The sequence below is a fragment of the Pseudomonas sp. Pseusp15 genome (genome assembly GCF_059492165.1).
In genome coordinates, this window is record NZ_CP168523.1 from 1,090,542 (window position 1) to 1,113,118 (window position 22,577).

A 22,577-nucleotide genomic window follows, 5' to 3' on the forward strand; every position below is an offset into this window, starting at 1 on the left:
ATGAATGCTGAAGACTCCTTGAAACTTGCTCGCCGGTTTATCGGGTTGCCCCTGGAAAAGCGCCAGATGTTCCTTGCGGCCTTGCACAAGGAGGGCGTGGACTTCGCCCGTTTTCCGATTCCGCAAGGGGTCGAGGCCGAGGACCGGCAAGCGCTGTCCTACGCCCAGCAGCGCATGTGGTTTCTTTGGCAACTGGACCCGCACAGCGGCGCCTACAACTTGCCGGGCGCAGTGCGCTTGACCGGGCAACTGAACCTGCCGGCCCTGGAGCAAGCGTTCGCCAGCCTGGTGGCGCGTCATGAAACCTTGCGCACGGTGTTCCAGCGCCAGGCCGACGAGTCCCTGCAACAGGCACCTGCCAGTGCGCCGTTGGTGATCGAGCAAATTGATTTCAGCGCGCTGCCAACCCTTGAGCGCGAACAGGCCGTGGCCGAGGCCGCCCAGCAGCAATCGTTGCTGCCGTTCGATTTGGCCGTCGGGCCGCTGCTGCGGGTCAAGCTGCTCAAGCTCGCCGAGCAGGAGCACGTGCTGCTGCTGACCCTGCACCACATCGTTTCTGATGGCTGGTCGATGAACGTGTTGATCGACGAGTTCATCCGCTGCTACGACGCCCATGATGCCAGCGTGCAACCGCAGCTCGCGCCGTTGCCGATTCAATACAGCGACTATGCCTTGTGGCAACGCCGCTGGCTGGAAGCCGGGGAGCAGGCGCGGCAGTTGGAATACTGGCAAGCCCAATTGGGCTTCGAGCATCCGGTGCTGGAGCTGCCCACCGATCACCCGCGCCCGGCGATGCCCAGCTATCGCGGCACGCGTTATGAGTTCGGCGTCGACGGCCCACTGGCCGAGCAACTGCGAGCCACCGCGCAGAAGCACAACATCACCTTGTTCATGCTGTTGTTCGGCGCATTCAACGCGTTGCTGCACCGTTACACCGGGCAGACCGACATCCGCGTCGGCGTGCCGATCGCCAACCGCAATCGCGGCGAAATCGAAGGCCTGATCGGTTTCTTCGTCAACACCCAAGTGCTGCGCACCCGGCTCGATGGCCAGACCCGCGTGGCGGATTTGCTCAGTGACATCAAGGAAACCGCCCTCGGCGCCCAGGCCCATCAGGACTTGCCATTCGAGCGGCTGGTGGAAGCGCTAAAGCTGGAGCGCAGCCTCAGCCATACGCCGTTGTTCCAGGTGATGTACAACCATCAGCCGCAGGTGGCGGACATTTCCACGGTAACCACCGCCTCGGGCCTGGAACTGGGCATGATCGAATGGGAAGGGCGCACCACCCAATTCGACCTGACCCTGGACACCTATGAAAAGGCCGGCACACTGCACGCCGCGCTGACCTATGCCAATGACCTGTTCGATGCGCCGACCATCGAGCGCATGGCGCGGCACTGGACCCATTTGCTGCACGGTATGGTCAACGACAGCCAGCAGCGCATCAGCGATTTGCCGATGCTTGAAGCCGAGGAATACCAACGCATCGTCCATGACTGGAACCGCGCTGACGAAGGTTTCGCCGATGATCTGTGCATCCATCAATTGATCGACCGCCAGGTCGCCGCCCAACCGGATGCGCTGGCGGCGACCTTCGCGGCCAAACAACTGACTTACGCCGAACTCGACAGCCGCGCCAACCCACTCGCCCACAAGCTGATCGAGTTGGGCGTGGGTCCGGAAGTGCGGGTCGGCGTGGCGATGCAGCGTTCCGACAGCTTGCTGGTAGCGCTGCTGGCGGTGCTCAAGGCCGGCGGCGCCTACGTGCCGTTGGACCCGGATTACCCGGCCGACCGCGTGGCCTACATGCTCGAAGACAGCCGTGCATTGGTGCTGCTGACCGAGCAGGCCGTTGCGGCAACATTGAGCATCGCTGCCGAGACACAAGTGTTGTTGATGGACAACGCCGAGCCATGGCTGGTCACTTACCCAAGCAGCGCACCGGTGACCGGCGTCACGCCGGATAACCTGGCCTACGTGATCTACACCTCCGGTTCCACCGGCAAGCCCAAAGGGGTGGCCATCGCCCATCGCAACGTGCTGGCGCTGATCGACTGGTCGCAATCGGTGTACAGCCGCGACGACATTCAGGGTGTGCTGGCCTCGACCTCGGTGTGTTTCGACCTGTCGGTGTGGGAGCTGTTTGTCACCCTGGCCAACGGCGGTTCGGTGATCATCGCCCGCAACGCCCTGGAGCTGCCGCAATTGCCGGCCCGCGATCAGGTGCGCCTGATCAACACCGTGCCGTCGGCGATCAATGCGTTGCAACGCGACGGGCAGATCCCGCCGAGCGTGCGCATCATCAATCTGGCCGGTGAGCCGCTGAAGCAGTCGCTGGTCGACGCGCTTTATGGGCAGCCGACCGTGGCGCATGTCTACGACCTTTACGGCCCGTCGGAAGACACCACCTATTCCACCTGGACTCGCCGCCAGTCCGGCGGCAGCGCCAACATTGGCCGACCGTTGAAGCACACCGCCAGCTATTTGCTCGATGCCGATCTGCAACCGGTGCCGCAGGGCGTATCGGCTGAGCTGTACCTGGCCGGCGCGGGCATCACCCGGGGTTACCTGGCGCGACCGGGCATGACCGCCGAGAAATACGTGCCGAACCCGTTTGCCAGCAACGGCGAGCGTCTGTATCGCACCGGTGACCTGACCCGCTATCAGGTCGACGGCGCGTTGCAATACGTCGGTCGCATCGACCATCAGGTCAAGGTTCGTGGTTTCCGCATTGAGCTGGGTGAAATCGAAGCGCGGCTGTTGCAGCAGGACGCGGTACGCGAACTGGCGGTGCTGGCCCAGGACGGCGCCAGCGGTCAGCAACTGGTCGCCTACATCGTGCCCGCCGATGCAGCGCTGTTGGCGGACAATGCCGATGCTCAAGCGAACCTGCGCGAAACCCTGAAAGCCGCGCTGCGCCGACATTTGCCGGACTACATGGTCCCGGCGTATCTGCTGTTCCTCGAACAATTGCCGTTGACCCCCAACGGCAAGCTCGACCGCAAGGCCTTGCCTGCGGTCGACGGCACCCAGCAACAACGTGAACACGTGGCGCCGCGCACGGCGCTGGAAAAGTCGCTGGCGGCGATCTGGCAAGACATCCTGGCCATCGACAACGTCGGCCTTGAAGACAACTTCTTCGAGCTGGGCGGCGACTCCATTGTGTCGATGCAAGTGGTCAGCCGCGCGCGTCAGACGGGCATCCTGTTGAGCCCCAAAGACCTGTTCCAGTACCAGACTATCCGCAGCCTGGCGCAAGTGGCCCGCAGCGGCGAGCAGAACCTGATCGATCAAGGTCCGGCTGTTGGCGCGGTGGCCCTGACGCCGGTGCAGCACTGGTTCTTCGAGCAAGCCATCCCTGAGCGTCATCACTGGAACCAGTCGCTGCTGCTGGTGCCGCGCGAAGCGCTGGATGCCGGGGCGCTGGATCAGGCGTTGGCGCAGTTGCTCCAGCATCACGATGGGTTGCGTCTGCGTTATCAACAGACCGACGCCGGTTGGCAGCAGGCCTATGGCGCAGCGTCTGTTGAGTCGGTGCTGTGGCAACGCTCGGCGCAATCGCTCGAAGAGCTGAATGCGTTGTGCGACGAAGCCCAGCGCAGTCTTGATCTGAGCAGCGGCCCGTTGCTGCGAGCGTTGTCGGTGCAGATGGCCGATGGCACTCAGCGGCTGCTGCTGGTGATTCACCACTTGGTGGTGGACGGTGTGTCGTGGCGGGTGTTGCTGGAGGATCTGCAACAGTTCTATCGCCAGGCACGCGATGGCTCGACGCTGACGACGGCGGTGAAAACCAGTTCATACCAGCGCTGGGTGGCGCGTCTACAAAGCCACCTGCCAACGTTCCACAACAGTGTCGATTATTGGCAGGCGCAACTGCGCGATGCGCCGCAAACCGACTTGCCGTGCGACCGCCCAGACGGTGCACTGCAAAACCGTTTCGAGCAGAAAGTCGAACTGATCTTCGATGCCGAACAAACCCGCAAACTGCTGCAACAGGCGCCGGCGGCTTATCGCACTCAGGTCAATGATTTGCTGCTGACCGCGCTGGTGCGGGCCGTGTGCCGCTGGACCGGGCAGGGCAGCACGCTGATCCAGCTCGAAGGCCACGGCCGTGAAGACCTGTTCGACGACATCGATTTGACCCGCACTGTCGGCTGGTTCACCAGTCTGTTCCCGGTCAACCTGAGCCCGGTCGGCGACCTCGGCGCATCGATCAAAACGGTCAAGGAGCAACTGCGCGCGGTGCCGGACAAAGGACTGGGCTACGGCGTGCTGCGCTATCTGGGCGACTCGCAGGTTGGCGCCGCACTGGCAGCCATGCCGCAACCGCGCATCACCTTCAACTACCTGGGGCAGTTCGACCGTCAGTTCGACGAAGCGGCGTTGTTTGTGCCGTCCAGCGAAGGCAGCGGTGTGGCCCAGGATCCGTCGGCGCCGTTGGCCAACTGGCTGACGGTCGAAGGCCAGGTGTACGGCGGCGAGCTGTCGATGAGCTGGGCCTTCAGCCGCGAGATGTTCGACACCACGACCATCCAGCAGCTGGTTGATCAATACGCTGTCGAACTCAACGCATTGATCGAGCATTGCTGCACCCTTGAGGTGCCACAGGCCACGCCATCGGACTTCCCGCTGGCGCGCATCACCCAGGCACAACTCGATGCATTGCCGGTGGCCGTCGGCCAACTCGACGACCTCTATCCGCTGTCGCCGATGCAGCAGGGGCTGTTGTTCCATACCCTGTACGAGCAGGCGGCGGGTGAATACATCAATCAGCTGCGGGTGGATGTGCAAGGCCTCGAGCCGGAGCGTTTCCGCGCCGCTTGGCAGGCCACGGTCGATGCACAGGACATCTTGCGTACCGGTTTTGTCTGGCAAGGCGAACTGGAACAACCGGTGCAGATCGTCCACAAGCAGGTGCAGTTGCCGTTCACCGTGCTCGACTGGCGTGAGCGTGACGATCAGCTTCAGGCCTTGAATGAACTGGCCAATGCCGAGCGCCAACAAGGATTCGACCTGAGCCAGGCACCGTTGCTGCGACTGGTGTTGGTGCGCACCGCAGCCGATAGCTGGCAGCTGATTTACACCCATCACCACATCCTGATGGACGGCTGGAGCAACTCGCAGTTGCTCGGCGAAGTCTTGCAGCGTTACAGCGGTCGCCCGCCGATAGCTACCGGCGGACGCTATCGCGATTACATCGCTTGGTTGCAGCGTCAGGATGGGCAACTGAGCCAGGACTTCTGGCGCGAGCCATTGGCCTCCTTGCAAGAGCCGACCCGACTGGCGCGGGTGGCGTCCGGCAACGAAACCCTGAGCGGGCACGGCGACCACTTCCAGACCCTGGACATCAGTCGCACCCAAGGCCTTGAAGCCTTTGCCCGGCAACAGAAAGTCACCCTCAACACGTTGGTGCAAGCCGCGTGGCTGCTGTTGTTGCAACGCTACACCGGTCACCCAACCGTGGCTTTCGGCGCCACGGTGGCCGGGCGTCCGGCAGACTTGCCCGGCATCGAGCAAGCGGTCGGCTTGTTCATCAATACCTTGCCGGTGATCGGCGCGCCGCGTCCGGACCAAAGCGTCGGCCACTGGTTGCAAGCGGTACAGGCGCAAAACCTCAGCCTGCGCGAGTTCGAACACACGCCGCTGGCGGACATTCAACGCTGGGCCGGGCAGGGCGGCGAAGCCCTGTTCGACAACATTCTGGTGTTCGAGAACTACCCGATTGCCCAGGCGCTGCAGCAGGGCGCGGAGCAAGGCGTGGTATTCGGCGACGTCGCCAACCTTGAGCAAACCCATTATCCGTTGAGCGTTGCCGTGACATTGGGCCAGACCCTGGCGCTGCATTACAGCTTCGACCGGGCGCATTTCTCAACGCCGGCGATCGAACGCATCGGTGCGCACCTGTTGCAACTGCTGGAGCAGTTCGCCGAGTCGGCCGAACGCAATCTTGGTGAAATTGCCCTGGCCAGCGCTGCCGAGCTGTCGCAGCAACAGGCCAATAACCAGCCGCAGCCGTATCCGGTGAATGTCGCCGTGCACCAGCGCATCGCCGAACTCGCCGCCCAACGCCCCAAGCGCACAGCGGTGATTTTCGCCGGTCAGCGGTTCAGCTATGGCGACATCGACCAACGCGCTAATCAATTGGCCCACGCTTTGATCGCCCGGGGTGTCGGCCCGGAAAGCCGGGTCGGCGTGGCCTTGCCGCGCAGCGAAGGGGTGATTGTCGCGCTGCTGGCGGTGCTCAAGGCCGGCGGTGCCTACGTGCCGCTGGACACCAGCTACCCGCGCGAACGCCTGGCCTATCTGATCGAGGATTCGGGGCTGGCGTTGTTGCTCAGCGATTCGTCGGTTTCGGCGCAGTTGCCGGTGGATGATGCGGTCCCGGTGCTGGAGCTCGACCGTCTCGATCTGCGCAGCCAATCCCTTACCGCACCCAAGGTGCCGCTCGATCCGCAGAACCTCGCTTACGTCATTTACACCTCCGGCTCCACCGGTAACCCCAAAGGCGTGAGCGTCGCCCATGGCCCGCTGGCGATGCATTGCCAGGCCATTGGCGAACGCTATGAAATGCGTGACAGCGACTGCGAATTCCACTTCATGTCCTTCGCCTTCGACGGCGCCCATGAGCGTTGGCTGACCAGCCTGACCCACGGCGCCTCGCTGCTGATTCGCGACGACAGCCTGTGGACCCCGGAACAGACCTACAACGCCATGCGCGAACACGGCGTGACGGTGGTGGCGTTCCCGCCGGTCTACCTGCAACAACTGGCCGAACACGCCGAACGTGAAGGCCACCCGCCGAAGGTGCGGATCTACTGCTTCGGCGGTGATGCCGTGCCCAACGCCAGTTTCGAACGGGTCAAGCGTGCGCTCGATCCGGACTACATCATCAACGGCTACGGCCCGACCGAAACCGTGGTCACGCCGCTGATCTGGAAGGCCGGGCGCGACGTACAGTGCGGCGCGGCCTACGCGCCGATCGGCAGTCGCATCGGTGACCGCAGCGCTTACGTGCTGGACGCCGACCTGAACCTGCTGCCCCAAGGCATGGCCGGTGAGCTGTACCTGGGCGGCACCGGCCTGGCCCGGGGTTACCTGAACCGTCCGGGCCTGACGGCGGAGCGCTTTGTCGCCGATCCGTTCAGTGCGGTCGGTGGCCTGCTGTACCGCACCGGCGACCTGGTGCGGCAACGCGCCGACGGCACGTTCGATTACCTGGATCGCATCGACAATCAGGTGAAGATTCGCGGTTTCCGCATCGAACTGGGAGAAATCGAAGCGCGCCTGCAAGCCCTCGACGGGGTGCGCGAAGCCGTGGTGGTCGCCCAGGAAGGCACCGCCGGCAGCGGCAAGCGCCTGGTGGCTTATGTGGTCGCCGATGCGCTCGATGCCGAACAGGCTGATTTCGCCGACAGCCTGCGCGAGCAACTTAAAGTCGCTCTGCCGGCGCACATGGTCCCGGCGTATTTGCTGCTGCTTGAGCGCCTCCCGCTGACCCCCAACGGCAAACTCGACCGCAAGAACCTGCCCAAGCCGGACATCAGCCAATTGCAGCAAGCCTATGTGGCGCCGCAAAACGCACTGGAGCAGCAACTGGCGACGATCTGGCAGGACGTGCTGAAACTCGATCAGGTCGGTTTGAGCGACAACTTCTTCGAACTGGGCGGCGATTCGATCATCTCGATCCAAGTGGTCAGCCGCGCCCGTCAGGCCGGCATCCGCTTCACGCCAAAAGACCTGTTCCAGCACCAGACCATCCAGGCACTGGCCACGGTGGCGCGGTTGGGTGAGCAGGCTCAGGTCATCGATCAGGGGCCGGTCACAGGCGATCTGGTGTTATTGCCGGTGCAGCAGGCGTTCTTCGAACAGACCATCCCCGAGCGTCAGCACTGGAACCAGGCGGTGATGCTCAAGCCGACGCAAATACTGAATGCCAATCTGCTTGAGCAGGCGTTTGGTGCGCTGGTTACTCACCACGATGGCTTGCGCTTGAGTTTCGTCGAACAGGCCGAGGGCTGGCAGGCGCAATACCGTGCGCCGGGCAGCCAGACCGAGGCGTTGCTCTGGGCGGTTGACGTCGCCGACGCCACGGCACTGGAAGCGGTGGCCAATGAGGCGCAACGCAGCTTGAACCTGCAACACGGGCCGCTGCTGCGCGCGGTGCTGGCGAACCTCGATGACGGCACTCAGCGCCTGTTGCTGGCGATCCACCATCTGGTGGTGGACGGCGTGTCGTGGCGGATTCTGTTTGACGATCTGCAAACCGCTTACCGTCAGCTGTTGAGCGGCGAGCCCCTGCAATTGCCGGCCAAAACCAGTGCGGCCAAGGTCTGGGCCGAGCACCTGCAAACCTACGCCCGCAGTGCTGAACTGCGCAGCGAACTGGCCTGGTGGCAACAGCAGTTACACGGCGCCGACGTGGCGTTGCCGGAGGACAATCCCGAGGGCGGGCAACAGAACAAGCATGCACTGACGGTGCGCACGCAACTGAACAAGGAAATGACCCGGCAACTGCTGCAAGACGCCCCGGCGGCGTATCGCACGCAGGTCAACGACCTGCTGCTGACCGCTCTGGCCCGCGTCATGGTGCGCTGGACCGGGACCGACAGCGCGTTGATCCAGCTCGAAGGTCATGGCCGTGAAGAGCTGTTCGACGGCGTTGACCTGACCCGCACCGTCGGCTGGTTCACCAGCCTGTACCCGGCCAAACTGACGCCGGTCGCTGACCTCGGTGGTTCGCTGAAACAGATCAAGGAACAGCTGCGCGCGATCCCGAACAAGGGCCTCGGTTTTGGTGCGCTGGCCCATCTGGGTGACGACGCTGCACGTCAAATCCTCAGCCAATTGCCGGTGCCGTGCCTGACCTTCAATTATCTTGGCCAGTTCGACGGCAGCTTCACCGAAGCCGACGGCGCCTTGTTTGTACCGTGCAGTGATGCGGCCGGTGATGAACTGGACGCCCGGGCGCCATTGGCCAATCAGTTGGCCCTCAATGGCCAGGTGTATGGCGGTGAACTGAACCTGGGCTGGACCTTCAGCCGCGAACGGTTCAATGAGTCGACCATTCAGGCGCTGGCCGACGATTACGCCCAGGAACTGCAAGCGCTGATCGCCCATTGCTGCCGGGCCGGGCAGCACGGCGTCACCCCGTCGGACTTCCCGCTGGCGCGCTTGAGCCAGGCACAACTGGACGGCTTGCCGCTGGCGCCGCAATCGATCGAAGACCTCTATCCGCTGTCGCCGATGCAGCAGGGCATGTTGTTCCATGCCGTGTACCAGGAAACCACCGGCGATTACATCAACCAGATTCGCCTGGATGTGGAAGGGCTCGACCCCGAGCGTTTCCATCAGGCCTGGCAAGCAGCGGTGGATGCCCACGACATTCTGCGCACACGCTTTGTCTGGCAGGGCGAACTGGAAAACCCGGTGCAGGTGGTCGGCAAACACGCGCAGATGCCTTACAGCCTGCATGATTTACGCGCCCATCCGCAGCGCGATCAGGCCTTGCAGACGCTCGCCGACACGGAACGCCAAGCCCTCAACTTGAGCGCACCGACCTTGTTGCGGTTGGTGATTGCGCGCATCGACGACCACCGTCATCACCTGATCTACACCAACCATCACATCCTGATGGACGGCTGGAGCAACTCGCAGTTGCTCGGCGAAGTTCTGCAGCGTTACAGCGGCCAGTTCAACGGCGCTCACAGCGGACGTTACCGCGATTACATCGCCTGGCTGCAACGCCAGGACTCGGCCGCCAGCGAAGCGTTCTGGACCCCGGCGCTGCTGGCGCTGGAAGAGCCGACGCGCCTGGCCCAGACCGTCGCAGTGCCGCAAGCGTCTACCGAAACCCAAGGTTACGGCGATCACTTCCAGGTGCTGGAGGCCGATCAAACCCTGCGTCTGGGCGAGTTCGCCCGGGCCGCGAAAGTCACCGTCAACACGCTGGTACAGGCGGCCTGGTTGCTGTTGCTGCAACGCTACACCGGCAAAACCACCGTGGCCTTCGGCGCGACGGTCGCTGGTCGTCCGGCAGACTTACCGGGTGTCGAGCAGCAGATCGGGCTGTTCATCAACACCTTGCCGGTGATCGCCAGCCCTCGGGCCGAGCAATCGCTCGCTAGTTGGCTGCAAGCGGTGCAAGGGCAAAACCTGGCCTTGCGCGAGTTCGAACACACCGCGCTGTTCGATATCCAGCGCTGGGCCGGGCAGGGCGGTGAAGCGCTGTTCGACAACATTCTGGTGTTCGAGAACTACCCGATCGCCCAGGCCCTGGAGCAGGGCGCCCTGCAAGGGCTGCGCTTTGGTCCGGTGGCCAGCCGCGAGCAAACCAACTATCCGCTGACCCTGCTGGTGAGCCTCGACGCGCAACTGTCGCTGCACTTCAGCTATCAGCGCGGCAGTTTTGCGCAGGCGACAGTGACGCGACTGGCGGCTCATTTGCAGCACCTGTTGAGCCAGATGATCGACGCCGGTGAACGCTGTCTCGGCGAGTTGTTGCTGCTGGATGAAACCGAGCAGCAACAAGTGTTGCTGGATTGGAACCCTGCTGACGAAGGTTTCTCCGATGATCTGTGCATCCATGAGCTGATCGCCAGGCAGGTCGCGGCCATGCCGGATGCGCTGGCGGTGACCTTCGCAACCAAGCAATTGACTTACGCCGAACTCGACAGCCGCGCCAACCAATTCGCCCACAAGCTGATCGAGTTGGGCGTGGGCCCGGAAGTGCGGGTCGGCGTGGCGATGCAACGTTCCGACAGTCTGTTGGTGGCGCTGCTGGCGGTGCTCAAGGCCGGCGGCGCCTATGTGCCGTTGGACCCGGATTATCCGGCCGACCGCGTGGCCTACATGCTCGACGACAGCCGCGCGTTGGTGCTGCTGACCGAGCAGGCTGTTGCGGCAACATTGAACGTGACGGCGGGCACTCAAGTGCTGTTGATGGACAACGCCGAGTCGTGGCTGGCGGATTATCCGCGCATCGCCCCGGTCACCCGTGTCACGCCGGATAACCTGGCCTACGTGATCTACACCTCCGGCTCCACCGGCAAGCCCAAAGGCGTGGCCATCGCCCATCGCAACGTGCTGGCGCTGATCGACTGGTCGCAATCGGTGTACAGCCGCGACGATATTCAGGGGGTACTGGCCTCGACTTCGGTGTGTTTCGACCTGTCGGTGTGGGAGTTGTTTGTCACCCTGGCCAACGGCGGCTCGCTGATCATCGCCCGCAACGCCCTGGAGTTGCCGCAACTGCCGGCCCGCGATCAGGTTCGCCTGATCAACACCGTGCCGTCGGCGATCAATGCGCTGCACAGTGCCGGGCAGATCCCGCCGAGCGTGCGCATCATCAACCTCGCCGGTGAGCCGCTGAAGCAGTCGCTGGTCGATGCGCTTTATGGGCAACCGACCGTGGCGCATGTCTACGATCTTTATGGCCCGTCGGAAGACACCACCTATTCCACCTGGACCCGTCGCGAAGCGGGTGGCACGGCGAACATTGGTCGCCCGCTCAAACACACCGCCAGCTATTTGCTCGACGCTGATCTGCACCCGGTGCCGCAGGGCGTATCGGCCGAGTTGTACCTGGCCGGTGCCGGCATCACTCGGGGTTACCTGGGGCGGCCGGGCATGACCGCCGAGAAGTACGTGCCGAACCCGTTCGCCAGCAACGGCGAGCGCCTGTACCGCACCGGCGATCTGACCCGCTATCAGGCCGATGGCGTGCTCGAGTACCGAGGCCGAATCGATCATCAGGTGAAGATCCGCGGCTTCCGCATCGAACTGGGGGAAATCGAAGCGCGTCTGCTGGAGCAGCCAGCGGTTCGCGAAGTGGCGGTGCTGGCGCAGGAAGCCCTGGGCAATCAGCAACTGGTGGCCTACGTGGTCGCTTCACCACTGGGCCTAGAGGCTGCCGACGATCAGCAGTCCCTGCGCGATGAACTCAAGGCACGGCTCAGGGAGTCTTTGCCGGAGTTCATGGTCCCGGCGCACCTGCTATTCCTCGAACAATTGCCGCTGACGCCCAACGGCAAGCTCGACCGCAAGGCGTTGCCGACGGTGGAGGGCGGTCATTTACAGGGGCGTTATGTCGCCCCGCAGAGCGAGCGCGAGCAGCAGGTTGCGGCGATCTGGCAGCACGTGCTGCAAGTCGAGCGTGTCGGCCTGCTGGATCACTTTTTCGAACTGGGCGGCCACTCGTTGCTGGCCGTCAATGTGGTTTCACGCCTGCAACTGGAACTGGGCCTGAAACTGACCCCACAACTGATTTTTCAACACCCCGTACTCACGGATTTCGTCAGCAGTCTGGCAACCGCAGGTGAGCAGGTCGATACGTTGAAACTGAGCAAGCTGGACGCCCTGCTTGATGAAATGGAGGAAGCTTGATGGATACCAATGTCGCTTTGAAGATCGCCCGGCGCTTCATTACTTTGCCGCTCGACAAGCGCAGGGTCTATCTGCAGAAGATGCTCGAGGAGGGCGTTTCACCGGCGAACCTGCCGATTCCCGAAACCCAGTCGCAGTTCGATCCGGTGCCGCTGTCTTTTGCTCAGGAGCGCCAGTGGTTCCTCTGGCAGATGGACCCCGACAGCGCCGCCTACAACATCCCCAGTGCCATGCAGTTGCAGGGCGAACTCGACATCGCGGCACTCGAACGGGGGTTCAATGCGCTGATTGCCCGTCATCAAAGCCTGCGCACCACGTTCCGGCAGCAGGATGAGCAAGCGGTGCAGGTGATTCATCCGCACATGAACCTGACCGTCGCCGTGCATGAACTGGATGAAAGCCCCGATGCCCTGTCGCCAGAAGCGCAGATTCAAGCGTTCGTCGCCGAACAGGCCGGGCAGCCGTTCGACTTGGTCAACGGGCCGCTGTTGCGCGTCAGCCTGCTGCGCCTTGGTGCGCAGGAGCACGTGCTGACCCTGACCCAGCACCACATCGCCTCGGATGGCGCGTCGATGCGGGTCATGGTCGATGAACTGCTGCAACTGTACGGCGCTTACCGCCAGGGCCAGGAACTCGCTTTGCCGGCGCTGTCGATCCAGTACGCCGACTATGGCATCTGGCAACGGCACTGGATGGAAGCCGGGGAGCGCGAGCGGCAGCTGGAGTATTGGCAGGCGCACTTGGGCGGCGAACATCCGGTGCTGGAATTGCCCACCGATTACCCGCGTCCGGCGGTGCAGAGCCTGCGTGGCGCCCGTCATGAGCTGGCGTTGCCGCCGGCACTGGGCGAGCGCCTGAGGGCCTTGGCCAAAAGTGAAAACGTCACCCTGTTCATGCTGTTGCTGGCGTCGTTCCAGACCTTGTTGCATCGCTACAGTGGCCAGGCCGAGATTCGCGTCGGCGTGCCCACCGCTAACCGCAACCGGGTCGAGACCGAGCGGCTGATCGGCTTCTTCGTCAACACCCAGGTGCTCAAGACCGAGTTCGACGCTCAGGCCACGTTCAGCACGCTGCTGGCCCAGGTCAAGCAGACCGCGATGGCCGCCCAGGCGCATCAGGACCTGCCTTTCGAGCAATTGGTCGAGGCTTTGCAGCCGGAACGCAGCCTGAGTTACAGCCCGCTGTTCCAGGTCATGTACAACCACCAGAGCACCGGCGCCAGCCAAAGCCGCCAGGGCACCGGCGAGTCGGCGCTGACGATCCGCCACTTGCATCAGCCATCGCGCACCGCGCAATTCGACCTGACCCTGGAAACCTTCGACGGCCCCGAAGGCCTCGGCGCACAGCTGACCTATGCCACCGACCTGTTTGACGGCGCGACCATCGAGCGTCTGGCACGGCATTGGCAAAACCTGTTGGGCAGCATCGTTGCCGATCCGCATCAGCGTTTAGGCGAACTAGGCCTGCTCGACGAAACCGAACAACAGCGGGTGCTGGTCGACTGGAACCGCAGCGCCGCCGAATACCCGACCGACCGTTGCATCCATCAATTGATCGAAGCCCAGGCCCGGCGCACGCCAGAGGCCACGGCGTTGGTGTTCGACGGGCAATCCCTGAGTTATGCGCAACTCAATCGCCAGGCCAACCAGTTGGCCCATCGGCTGATCGAACGGGGCGTCGGCCCGGATCAGTTGGTCGGTATCGCCATCGACCGTAGCCTGGAAATGCTGATCGGGCTGATGGCGATTCTCAAGGCGGGCGGTGCCTACGTGCCGCTGGACCCGCAATACCCTGAAGACCGTCTGGCGCACATGATCGAAGACAGTGGCTTGCAACTGCTGCTGACCCAGGCGCATTTGATCGGGCAATTGCCGATTCCGGCCGGCGTGCAGACCCTGTTGCTCGACCCGCAAGGCGAGCACGCTCGCGGTTACAGCGAGGCCGATCCGCAGGTAGCGCTCAGCGGTGAACACCTGGCGTATGCGATTTACACCTCCGGCTCCACCGGCAAGCCCAAAGGGGTGATGGTGCGCCATCAGGCGCTGGTGAACTTCGTGGTGAGCATGGTCAAGGCGCCGGGCATCGAGGCCCAGGACCGCATGCTGTCGCTGACCACGTTCTCGTTCGATATTTTCGGCCTGGAAATCTACGGCCCGCTGCTCAGCGGTGCCCGTGTGGTGCTGGTGGACAAGCACACCGCCCAGGATCCGCAAGCGCTGCTGGAGATGATCCGGCAACAGCAAGTCACGATGGTGCAAGCCACGCCGTCGACCTGGCGCATGTTGCTCGACCATGAACAGGCGCCCACCCTCCAGGGTTGTAAATTCCTCTGCGGTGGCGAAGCGCTGGCCGATGACCTGGCCCAACGCATGCTCGGTCTGGCGGGGCAGGTCTGGAACCTTTATGGCCCGACCGAAACCACCATCTGGTCGGCGGCCTGGCAGCTGACCCGCGAGCAGCGCCAGCCGTACCTGGGCAAACCGATTGCCAACACCACGCTGTACATTTTGGGTGATGACCTGGCACCGAACCCGGCGGGCTCGATTGGCGAACTGCTGATCGGCGGGGATGGCCTGGCCCGTGGGTATCACGACCGAGCGGCAATGACCGCCGAGCGCTTCCTGCCCGACCCGTTCGGCAACGGCGCGCGGCTGTACCGTACCGGCGATCTGGCGCGCCATCGTCACGACGGCGTGCTCGAATACATGGGGCGTATCGACCATCAAGTGAAGATCCGCGGTTTCCGCATCGAACTGGGTGAAATCGAGGCGCGTTTGCTGGAGCAGCCAGCAGTCCGTGAAGTGGCGGTGCTGGCGCAGGAAGCCCTGGGCAGCCAGCAACTGGTGGCCTATGTGGTCGCGCCGCAACTGGACCTCGATGCCGCCGACGAGCAACTGCGTCTGCGCGATGAACTCAAGGCGCGGCTCAAGGAATGCCTGCCGGAATTCATGGTCCCGGCGCATCTGCTGTTCCTCGCCAACCTGCCGCTGACACCTAACGGCAAACTCAATCGCAAGGCGTTGCCAGCGGTGGACGCGAGCCAGTTACAGGCGCGTTATGTCGCCCCACAGAGCGAGCGGCAACAGCAAGTCGCCGCCATCTGGCAGGACGTACTGAAGCTGGACCGCGTGGGCCTGACCGACAACTTCTTCGAGCTGGGCGGGCACTCCCTGCTGGTGACCCAAGTGGTGTCGCGGGTGCGTCGGGTGCTGGGCATTCAGGTGCCGTTGCGCAGCCTGTTCGAGCACAGCACCCTGGAGGATTTCGTCCAGGCGCTGGGCGCCGAGCCGGGCGAACAGTCACCGCCGATGACCCGGGTCGACCGTGACCAACCGCTGGCGCTGTCCTTTGCCCAGGAGCGCCAATGGTTCCTGTGGAAAATGGACCCCGACAGCGCCGCCTACAACATCCCGACCGCGCTGCGGATGCGCGGCGCGCTGGACAAAAATGCCCTGCAACGCAGCTTCGAGACGCTGGTGGTGCGCCACGAAAGCCTGCGCACAGCGTTCGTCGAGGAAGATGGCCGCACCTGGCAGGTGATCCGCCCGCAAGGTCGCGTGAGCTTTGTCGAACAACGCCTGGCGGCCAGCGATGAGGCGAGCATCAAGGTCTTCGTCGAACAGGAAACACAACGCCCGTTCGATGTGCTCGACGGCTCGTTGGTGCGCTTCGTTCTGCTGCAGGTGGGCGAGCAGGATCACGTGCTGATTCTGACCCTGCACCACATCGTCTCCGACGCCTGGTCGTTGCAGGTGATGATCGACGATTTGATGGGCCTGTATGCGGCGATCAGCCAGGGCCGGCCGGCCGAATTGCCGCCACTGCCGGTGCAGTACGCCGACTATGCGGTGTGGCAGCGTCAATGGATGGCCGCCGGCGAACGGGATCGGCAGTTGGCCTACTGGTGCGAAAAACTCGGCAGCGAACAGCCGCTGCTGGAGCTGCCACTGGATCATCCGCGTCCGGCGCAGCAAAGTTTCCGTGGCGCGCGTCTGCCGATTGCCCTCGACGAATCCCTGAGCAATGCCCTGAAGGCCTTGGCCCGACGGGAAAACGTCACGCTGTTCATGCTGTTGCTCGGCTCGTTCCAGACCTTGCTGCATCGCTACAGCGGCCAGGCCGATATCCGCGTCGGCGTGCCGATTGCCAACCGTAATCGGCTGGAGACCGAGCGTCTGATCGGCTTCTTCGTCAACACTCAAGTGCTGCGCGCCGAGTTCGACGGCCAGCTGACGGGCGCGCAATTGCTGCAACAGGTGAAGCAGACGGCCATGGCGGCGCAGATGCATCAGGACCTGCCGTTCGAGCAACTGGTCGATGCGCTGCAACCGCAACGCAACCTGAGTCACAGCCCGCTGTTCCAGGCGATGTTCAACCATCGCAGCGAAGCGGCCTCAACGCTGGCCGAATCGTTGCCGGGCATCGAGCTGGCAAACCTCAGTTGGGAACACCGCACCGCGCAGTTCGACCTGACCCTGGACACCAGTGATAACCCGCAAGGCCTGCACGCGTCACTGACCTACGCCACTGATTTGTTCGAGCCATCGACCATCGAGCGCATGGGCCGGCACTGGCTGAATCTGTTGCAGGGCCTGGTCGAGGACATCCACCGTCCGGTCGGGCAATTGGCGTTGCTCGATGACCGCGAGCGGCAATTGACGGTCGCCGGTTGGAACGCCACCGCTGTCGACTACCCGTTGCATCGCAGCGTGCAGGCGCTGATCGAAGAGCAGGTCGGTAAAACCCCGCAGGCGTGTGCGCTGGTGTTTGCCGAGCAACGCCTGAGCTACGCCGAACTCAATGGCCGCGCCAACCAACTGGCTCACGTGCTGATCGAGCAGGGTGTCGGCCCGGATGTGCTGGTGGGCATCGCGGTCGAGCGGTCGGTGGAAATGGTCGTGGGCTTGCTGGCGATTCTCAAGGCCGGCGGTGCCTATTTGCCCCTGGACCCGGAATACCCGCAGGAACGTTTGGCCTATATGTTTGCAGACAGCGGCATCCAGTTGCTGCTGACCCAGAGCCATTTGCTTGAGCAGTTGCCGATTCCGGCCGGCATTCGCAGCCTGGTGCTGGATCAGGACGGCGACTGGCTGGAAGGCCGCAGCGATGCCAACCCTGGCGTTGATCTCGACGGGGAAAACCTTGCCTATGTGATCTACACCTCGGGCTCCACCGGTAAACCGAAAGGCGCGGGCAACCGTCATTCGGCACTGGTCAATCGCCTGTGCTGGATGCAGCAGGCCTATCGGCTCGACGCCACGGACAGCGTGTTGCAAAAAACGCCGTTCAGTTTCGACGTGTCGGTCTGGGAGTTCTTCTGGCCGCTGTTGACCGGTTCGACCCTGGTGGTGGCCGCACCGGGTGTTCATCGTGATCCGGCGCAGTTGATCGAGTTGATCACCGCGCAACGCATCACCACGCTGCATTTCGTGCCGTCGATGTTGCAGGCGTTCCTGCAAGACCCTGCGGTGGGCCAGTGCCGCAGCCTGACCCGGATTGTCTGCAGCGGCGAAGCCCTGCCAGTGGACGCGCAGCAGCAAGTGTTTGCCAAGCTGCCGAATGCCGGGCTGTACAACCTCTACGGCCCGACCGAAGCGGCCATCGACGTCACGCACTGGACGTGCATCGAGGAAGGGCGCGACAGCGTGCCGATCGGCCAGCCGATCGCCAACCTGGGCACTTACATTCTCGATCACGAGTTGTCGCCGGTGCCGGTGGGCGTGATTGGTGAGTTGTACCTGGGCGGCGAAGGCCTGGCCCGGGGTTATCACCGTCGCCCGTCGCTCACGGCGGAGCGCTTCGCGACCAGCCCGTTCGGTGACGGCCAGCGTCTGTACCGCACCGGCGACCTGGCGCGTTATCGCGCCGACGGGGTGATCGAATACGCCGGGCGCATGGACCATCAGGTGAAAATCCGTGGCCTGCGCATCGAATTGGGCGAGATCGAAGCGCGCCTGGCTGAACACGCCGAAGTCCGTGAAACCGTGGTCATCGCCCAGGACGGCACGCTGCTGGTGGCGTATGTGGTGCCGGCCCGCGACGCATTGCTGCACGCCGACGATGAAACTCGCAACGCCTTGCAGCGCAGTCTCAAGGAACACCTGAGCCAGACATTGCCGGACTACATGGTCCCGCAGCATTGGCTGTGGCTGGAAAAAATGCCGGTCAGCCCCAACGGCAAACTGGAACGCAAAGCGTTGCCCAAGGCTGACACCACAGCCAGCAGCAAGGCTTACAGCGCCCCGACCAGCGCTATGGAACAAGCGCTGGTGGAGATCTGGCAAAGCGTGCTGGGTCGGTCGCAGGTGGGAATCAGCGACAACTTCTTCGAGCTGGGCGGCGATTCGATCATCTCGATCCAGGTAGTCAGCCGGGCGCGTCAGGCGGGGATTCATTTCAGCCCCAAAGACCTGTTCCTGCACCAGAACGTGCAAAGCCTCGCGGCGGTGGCGAAGGTCGGCGACAGCGACTTGCGCATCGACCAGGGCCCGGTCACTGGCGATACGCCGTTGCTGCCATTCCAGCAGTTGTTCTTTGAACGCGAGATGGCCGAGCCGCACCACTGGAACCAGTCGGTGCTGCTCAAGTCCGCCAAACCACTGCACGCCGAACACCTGGAGCGTGCGTTGCAGGCACTGGTCAGCCATCACGACGTGTTACGTCTGGCCTTCACCCGTCAGGGTAATAAATGGACCGCGCAGCATCGCTCCCCGGCCGAGCAACAGGCGCTCTGGCAACAGTCGCCGCTGCTGTGGACCTCCGAGGTTGCCGATGCGGCGGCACTCGAACAGTTGGGCGAACAGGCACAGCGCAGCCTCGAACTGGCGAGCGGTAATCTGCTGCGCGCGGTGCTGGCGAACATGGCCGATGGCAGCCAGCGACTGTTGCTGGTGATCCATCACCTGGTGGTCGACGGCGTGTCCTGGCGCATTCTGCTTGAAGACCTGCAACAGACCTATGAGCAGTTGCAGGCCGGCCAAACGCTCACATTGCCGGCCAAGACCAGTGCCACCCAGGCCTGGGCGCGACGCTTGCAACAGCATGCCGACAGCCCGGCGATGCAGGCTCAGCTGAGGTTCTGGCAAGAACAGTTGCAGGATGCACGCAATGACTTGCCCTGCGATCGACCCCAGGGCGAGTTGCACAATCGCCACGCCTTGCATGTGCAGACCCGTCTGGACAAACAGCAGACCCGCCAGCTGTTGCAGGAGGCACCGGCGGCCTATCGCACGCAGGTAAACGACCTGTTGCTGACGGCGCTGGCGCGGGTGATTGCGGACTGGACGGGCGACGCCTCGACCCTGATCCAGCTCGAAGGCCACGGTCGCGAGGCGCTGTTCGACGAACTCGATTTGAGCCGCAGCGTGGGTTGGTTCACCAGTCTGTTCCCGGTTCGGCTGACCCCGGCGAGCACGCCGCAGGACTCGATCAAGACGATCAAGGAGCAACTGCGGGCGATCCCCGATAAAGGCCTGGGCTTTGGCGCGCTGCGCTACCTGGGCAATGACAGTACCCGGCAAATGCTGCAAGCCTTGCCCGTGCCGCGCATTACCTTCAACTACCTCGGCCAGTTCGATGCCGGGTTTGGCGACGAGGCGGGCGCACTGTTCACCCCGGCCAGCGAATCGGCGGGCGCGGAGCAAAGTCCGCTGGCACCGCTGGACAATTGGCTGACCCTCAATGGCCGTGTGTATGGCGGCGAATTGAGTATTGGCTGGACGTTCAGCGGGCAGATGTTCGATCAGTCGACCATCGAGCGATTGGCGCAGGCTTATGCGCGGGAACTGGGGCTGTTGATCGAGCACTGCTGTGAGGCTCGGCATCAGGGCCTGACACCGTCGGACTTCCCGCTGGCCGGGTTGACGCAACGCCAGCTTGATTCATTGCCCGTGACGCCACGCCAGGTCGAAGACATTTACCCGCTGTCACCGATGCAGCAAGGCATGCTGTTCCACACCCTCTACGAGCAGCAGGCCGGCGATTACATCAATCAGCTGTGCGTGGATGTCGAAGGCTTGAACGTCGAGCGTTTCCGCGAGGCCTGGCAAGCGGCAATGGATGCGCACGATGTGCTGCGCAGCAGTTTTGTCTGGGACGGAGAATTCAAGCGTCCGTTGCAGGTGATCCACAAGCAACTGGCCGTACCGTTCACCTTCCATGACTGGCGCGACCAGAGCGATGTGGCCCTGGCGCTCAGCGAACTGGCGGCCGCGCAGCGCCAGCAGGGTTTTGATCTTGCCGCCGCACCGTTGCTGAACCTGACGGTGGTGCGTCTCGACAACGCGCGTTTTCACCTGATCTACACCAGCCATCACATCTTGATGGACGGCTGGAGCAATTCGCAGCTGCTCGGGGAAGTGCTGCAACGCTACAGCGGCCAGGTGCCGGCGAACACGGCGGGGTGTTATCGCGACTACATCGAATGGCTGACGCAACAGGACGCGCAGGTCACCGAAGGTTTCTGGAAAGGCCAGTTGGCCGGGTTCGATGAGCCGACCCGGTTGGCCAAAGCGCTGGTGTGGACCGGCAGCGAAGCGGCCAACGCCGCCCAGGGCGAGCATTTCCTGACCCTGGACCTGGCGCAGACCGCCGGGCTCAACACGTTTGCACGGGAACAGAAAGTCACCCTCAACACCCTGGTGCAGGCAGCCTGGCTGCTGCTGTTGCAACGCTATACCGGGCTGGACACGGTCAGTTTCGGCGCCACGGTGTCCGGACGTCCGGCGCAACTGGCCGGGGTCGAGCAGCAGATCGGCCTGTTCATCAACACCTTGCCGGTGGTCGCCAGCCCACGGGCCGAACAGCCGCTGGCGCAGTGGTTGCAACAGGTGCAGGCGCAGAACCTGGCCTTGCGTGAGCAAGAACACACCGCACTGTTCGACATCCAGCGTTGGGCCGGGCAGGGCGGCGAAGCCCTGTTCGACAACATTCTGGTGTTCGAGAACTACCCGATCTCCGAAGCCCTGCAACAGGGCGCACCGCAAGATCTGCGCTTCGGTGAAGTGGGTAACTTCGAACAAACCAATTACCCGTTGACCCTGTCGGTCAACCTCGGCGCCGAGTTGTCGTTTCAACTGAGTTTCGATCGTCAGCAGTTCGATGACGCCGCGATTGAACAACTGGCCGGGCATCTCGCGCACCTGCTGTTGCAGATGGTCGAGGCACCTGCCGCCAGTGCCGTGGGCGATCTGGCCCTGGTCTCGACCGCTGTGCGCGAGCCGCTGGCGCTGCCGGTCGATGACATGTGCGTGCAGCGTTTGTTTGAACGGCAAGCCGAACGCACGCCGCACGCGCTGGCGTTGATTTTCGACGAGCAACGCCTGAGCTATGCCCAGCTCAATGCCCAGGCCAACCAATTGGCCCACGTGCTGCTGCAACACGGCGTCGGCCCCGAAGTGCTGGTGGGCATTGCGGTCGAGCGTTCGACGCAGATGATCATTAGCCTGCTGGCGGTGCTCAAGGCCGGTGGCGCCTACGTGCCGCTGGACCCGGAGTACCCGGCCGAGCGACTGGGCGCGATGATCGAGGACAGCGGTCTGCGTGTGCTGTTGACCCAAAGCCACCTCGTGCCGACGTTGCCAGAAGCTGCGGGTGTGACCGTCCTGAGCCTGGATCAACTGGATTACCCGACCCAGACCGACAATCTGCCGCAGCGCAGTGGCCCGCAAAACCTGGCGTATGTGATGTTCACCTCGGGCTCCACCGGGCGCCCGAAAGGCGTTGGCATCACCCACTCGGCGCTGACCCGTCATGCCCGGGTGGCCCTGGATTTCCTCGGCCTCACGCCGCAGGACCGCTCGCTGCAATTTGCCACGTTCAACTTCGATGCCTTTGTCGAGCAGCTTTACCCGGCACTGATTTGCGGTGCCTCGGTGGTGCTGCGCGGGCCGGACATCTGGGACAGCGAGACCTGGTATCGCGAACTGCGCGACAAGCAGTTCAGCGTCAGCGACCTGACCACTGCCTACTGGAATATGTTGGCCAAGGACCTCGCGGCGGCGGGTCATCGTGACTATGGTGCGTTGCGCCAGGTGATCGTCGGTGGCGAAGCCATGCCGCCGGAAGGTGTTGCCGCCTGGGGCCGGGCCGGGCTGGGCCATGTGCGCCTGCTGAACACCTACGGCCCGACCGAAGCCACGGTCAGCGCCACGCTGCTCGATTGCAGCGACTACGTGTCCGGCCGCGACCCGTTGCCG

General features: G+C 63.4%; 2 protein-coding genes (1 of these 2 only partly in view). Both read left to right on the plus strand.

The annotated features are described in order from the left end of the window. Positions 1 to 12,381: a non-ribosomal peptide synthetase gene (locus tag ACEN8R_RS05115; protein WP_495624598.1), complete on the plus strand. Its 12,381-nt coding sequence runs from the start codon at positions 1 to 3 to the stop codon at positions 12,379 to 12,381. Next, positions 12,381 to 22,577, plus strand: the 5' portion of a protein-coding gene (locus ACEN8R_RS05120) for a non-ribosomal peptide synthase/polyketide synthase (RefSeq protein WP_495624599.1). 3,324 nt of this gene lie beyond the right edge of the window; 10,197 of the gene's 13,521 nt are visible here — the first part of the coding sequence; its start codon is at positions 12,381 to 12,383; its stop codon lies off the right edge, out of view. Before ACEN8R_RS05115 ends, ACEN8R_RS05120 begins: the two co-directional genes overlap by 1 nt.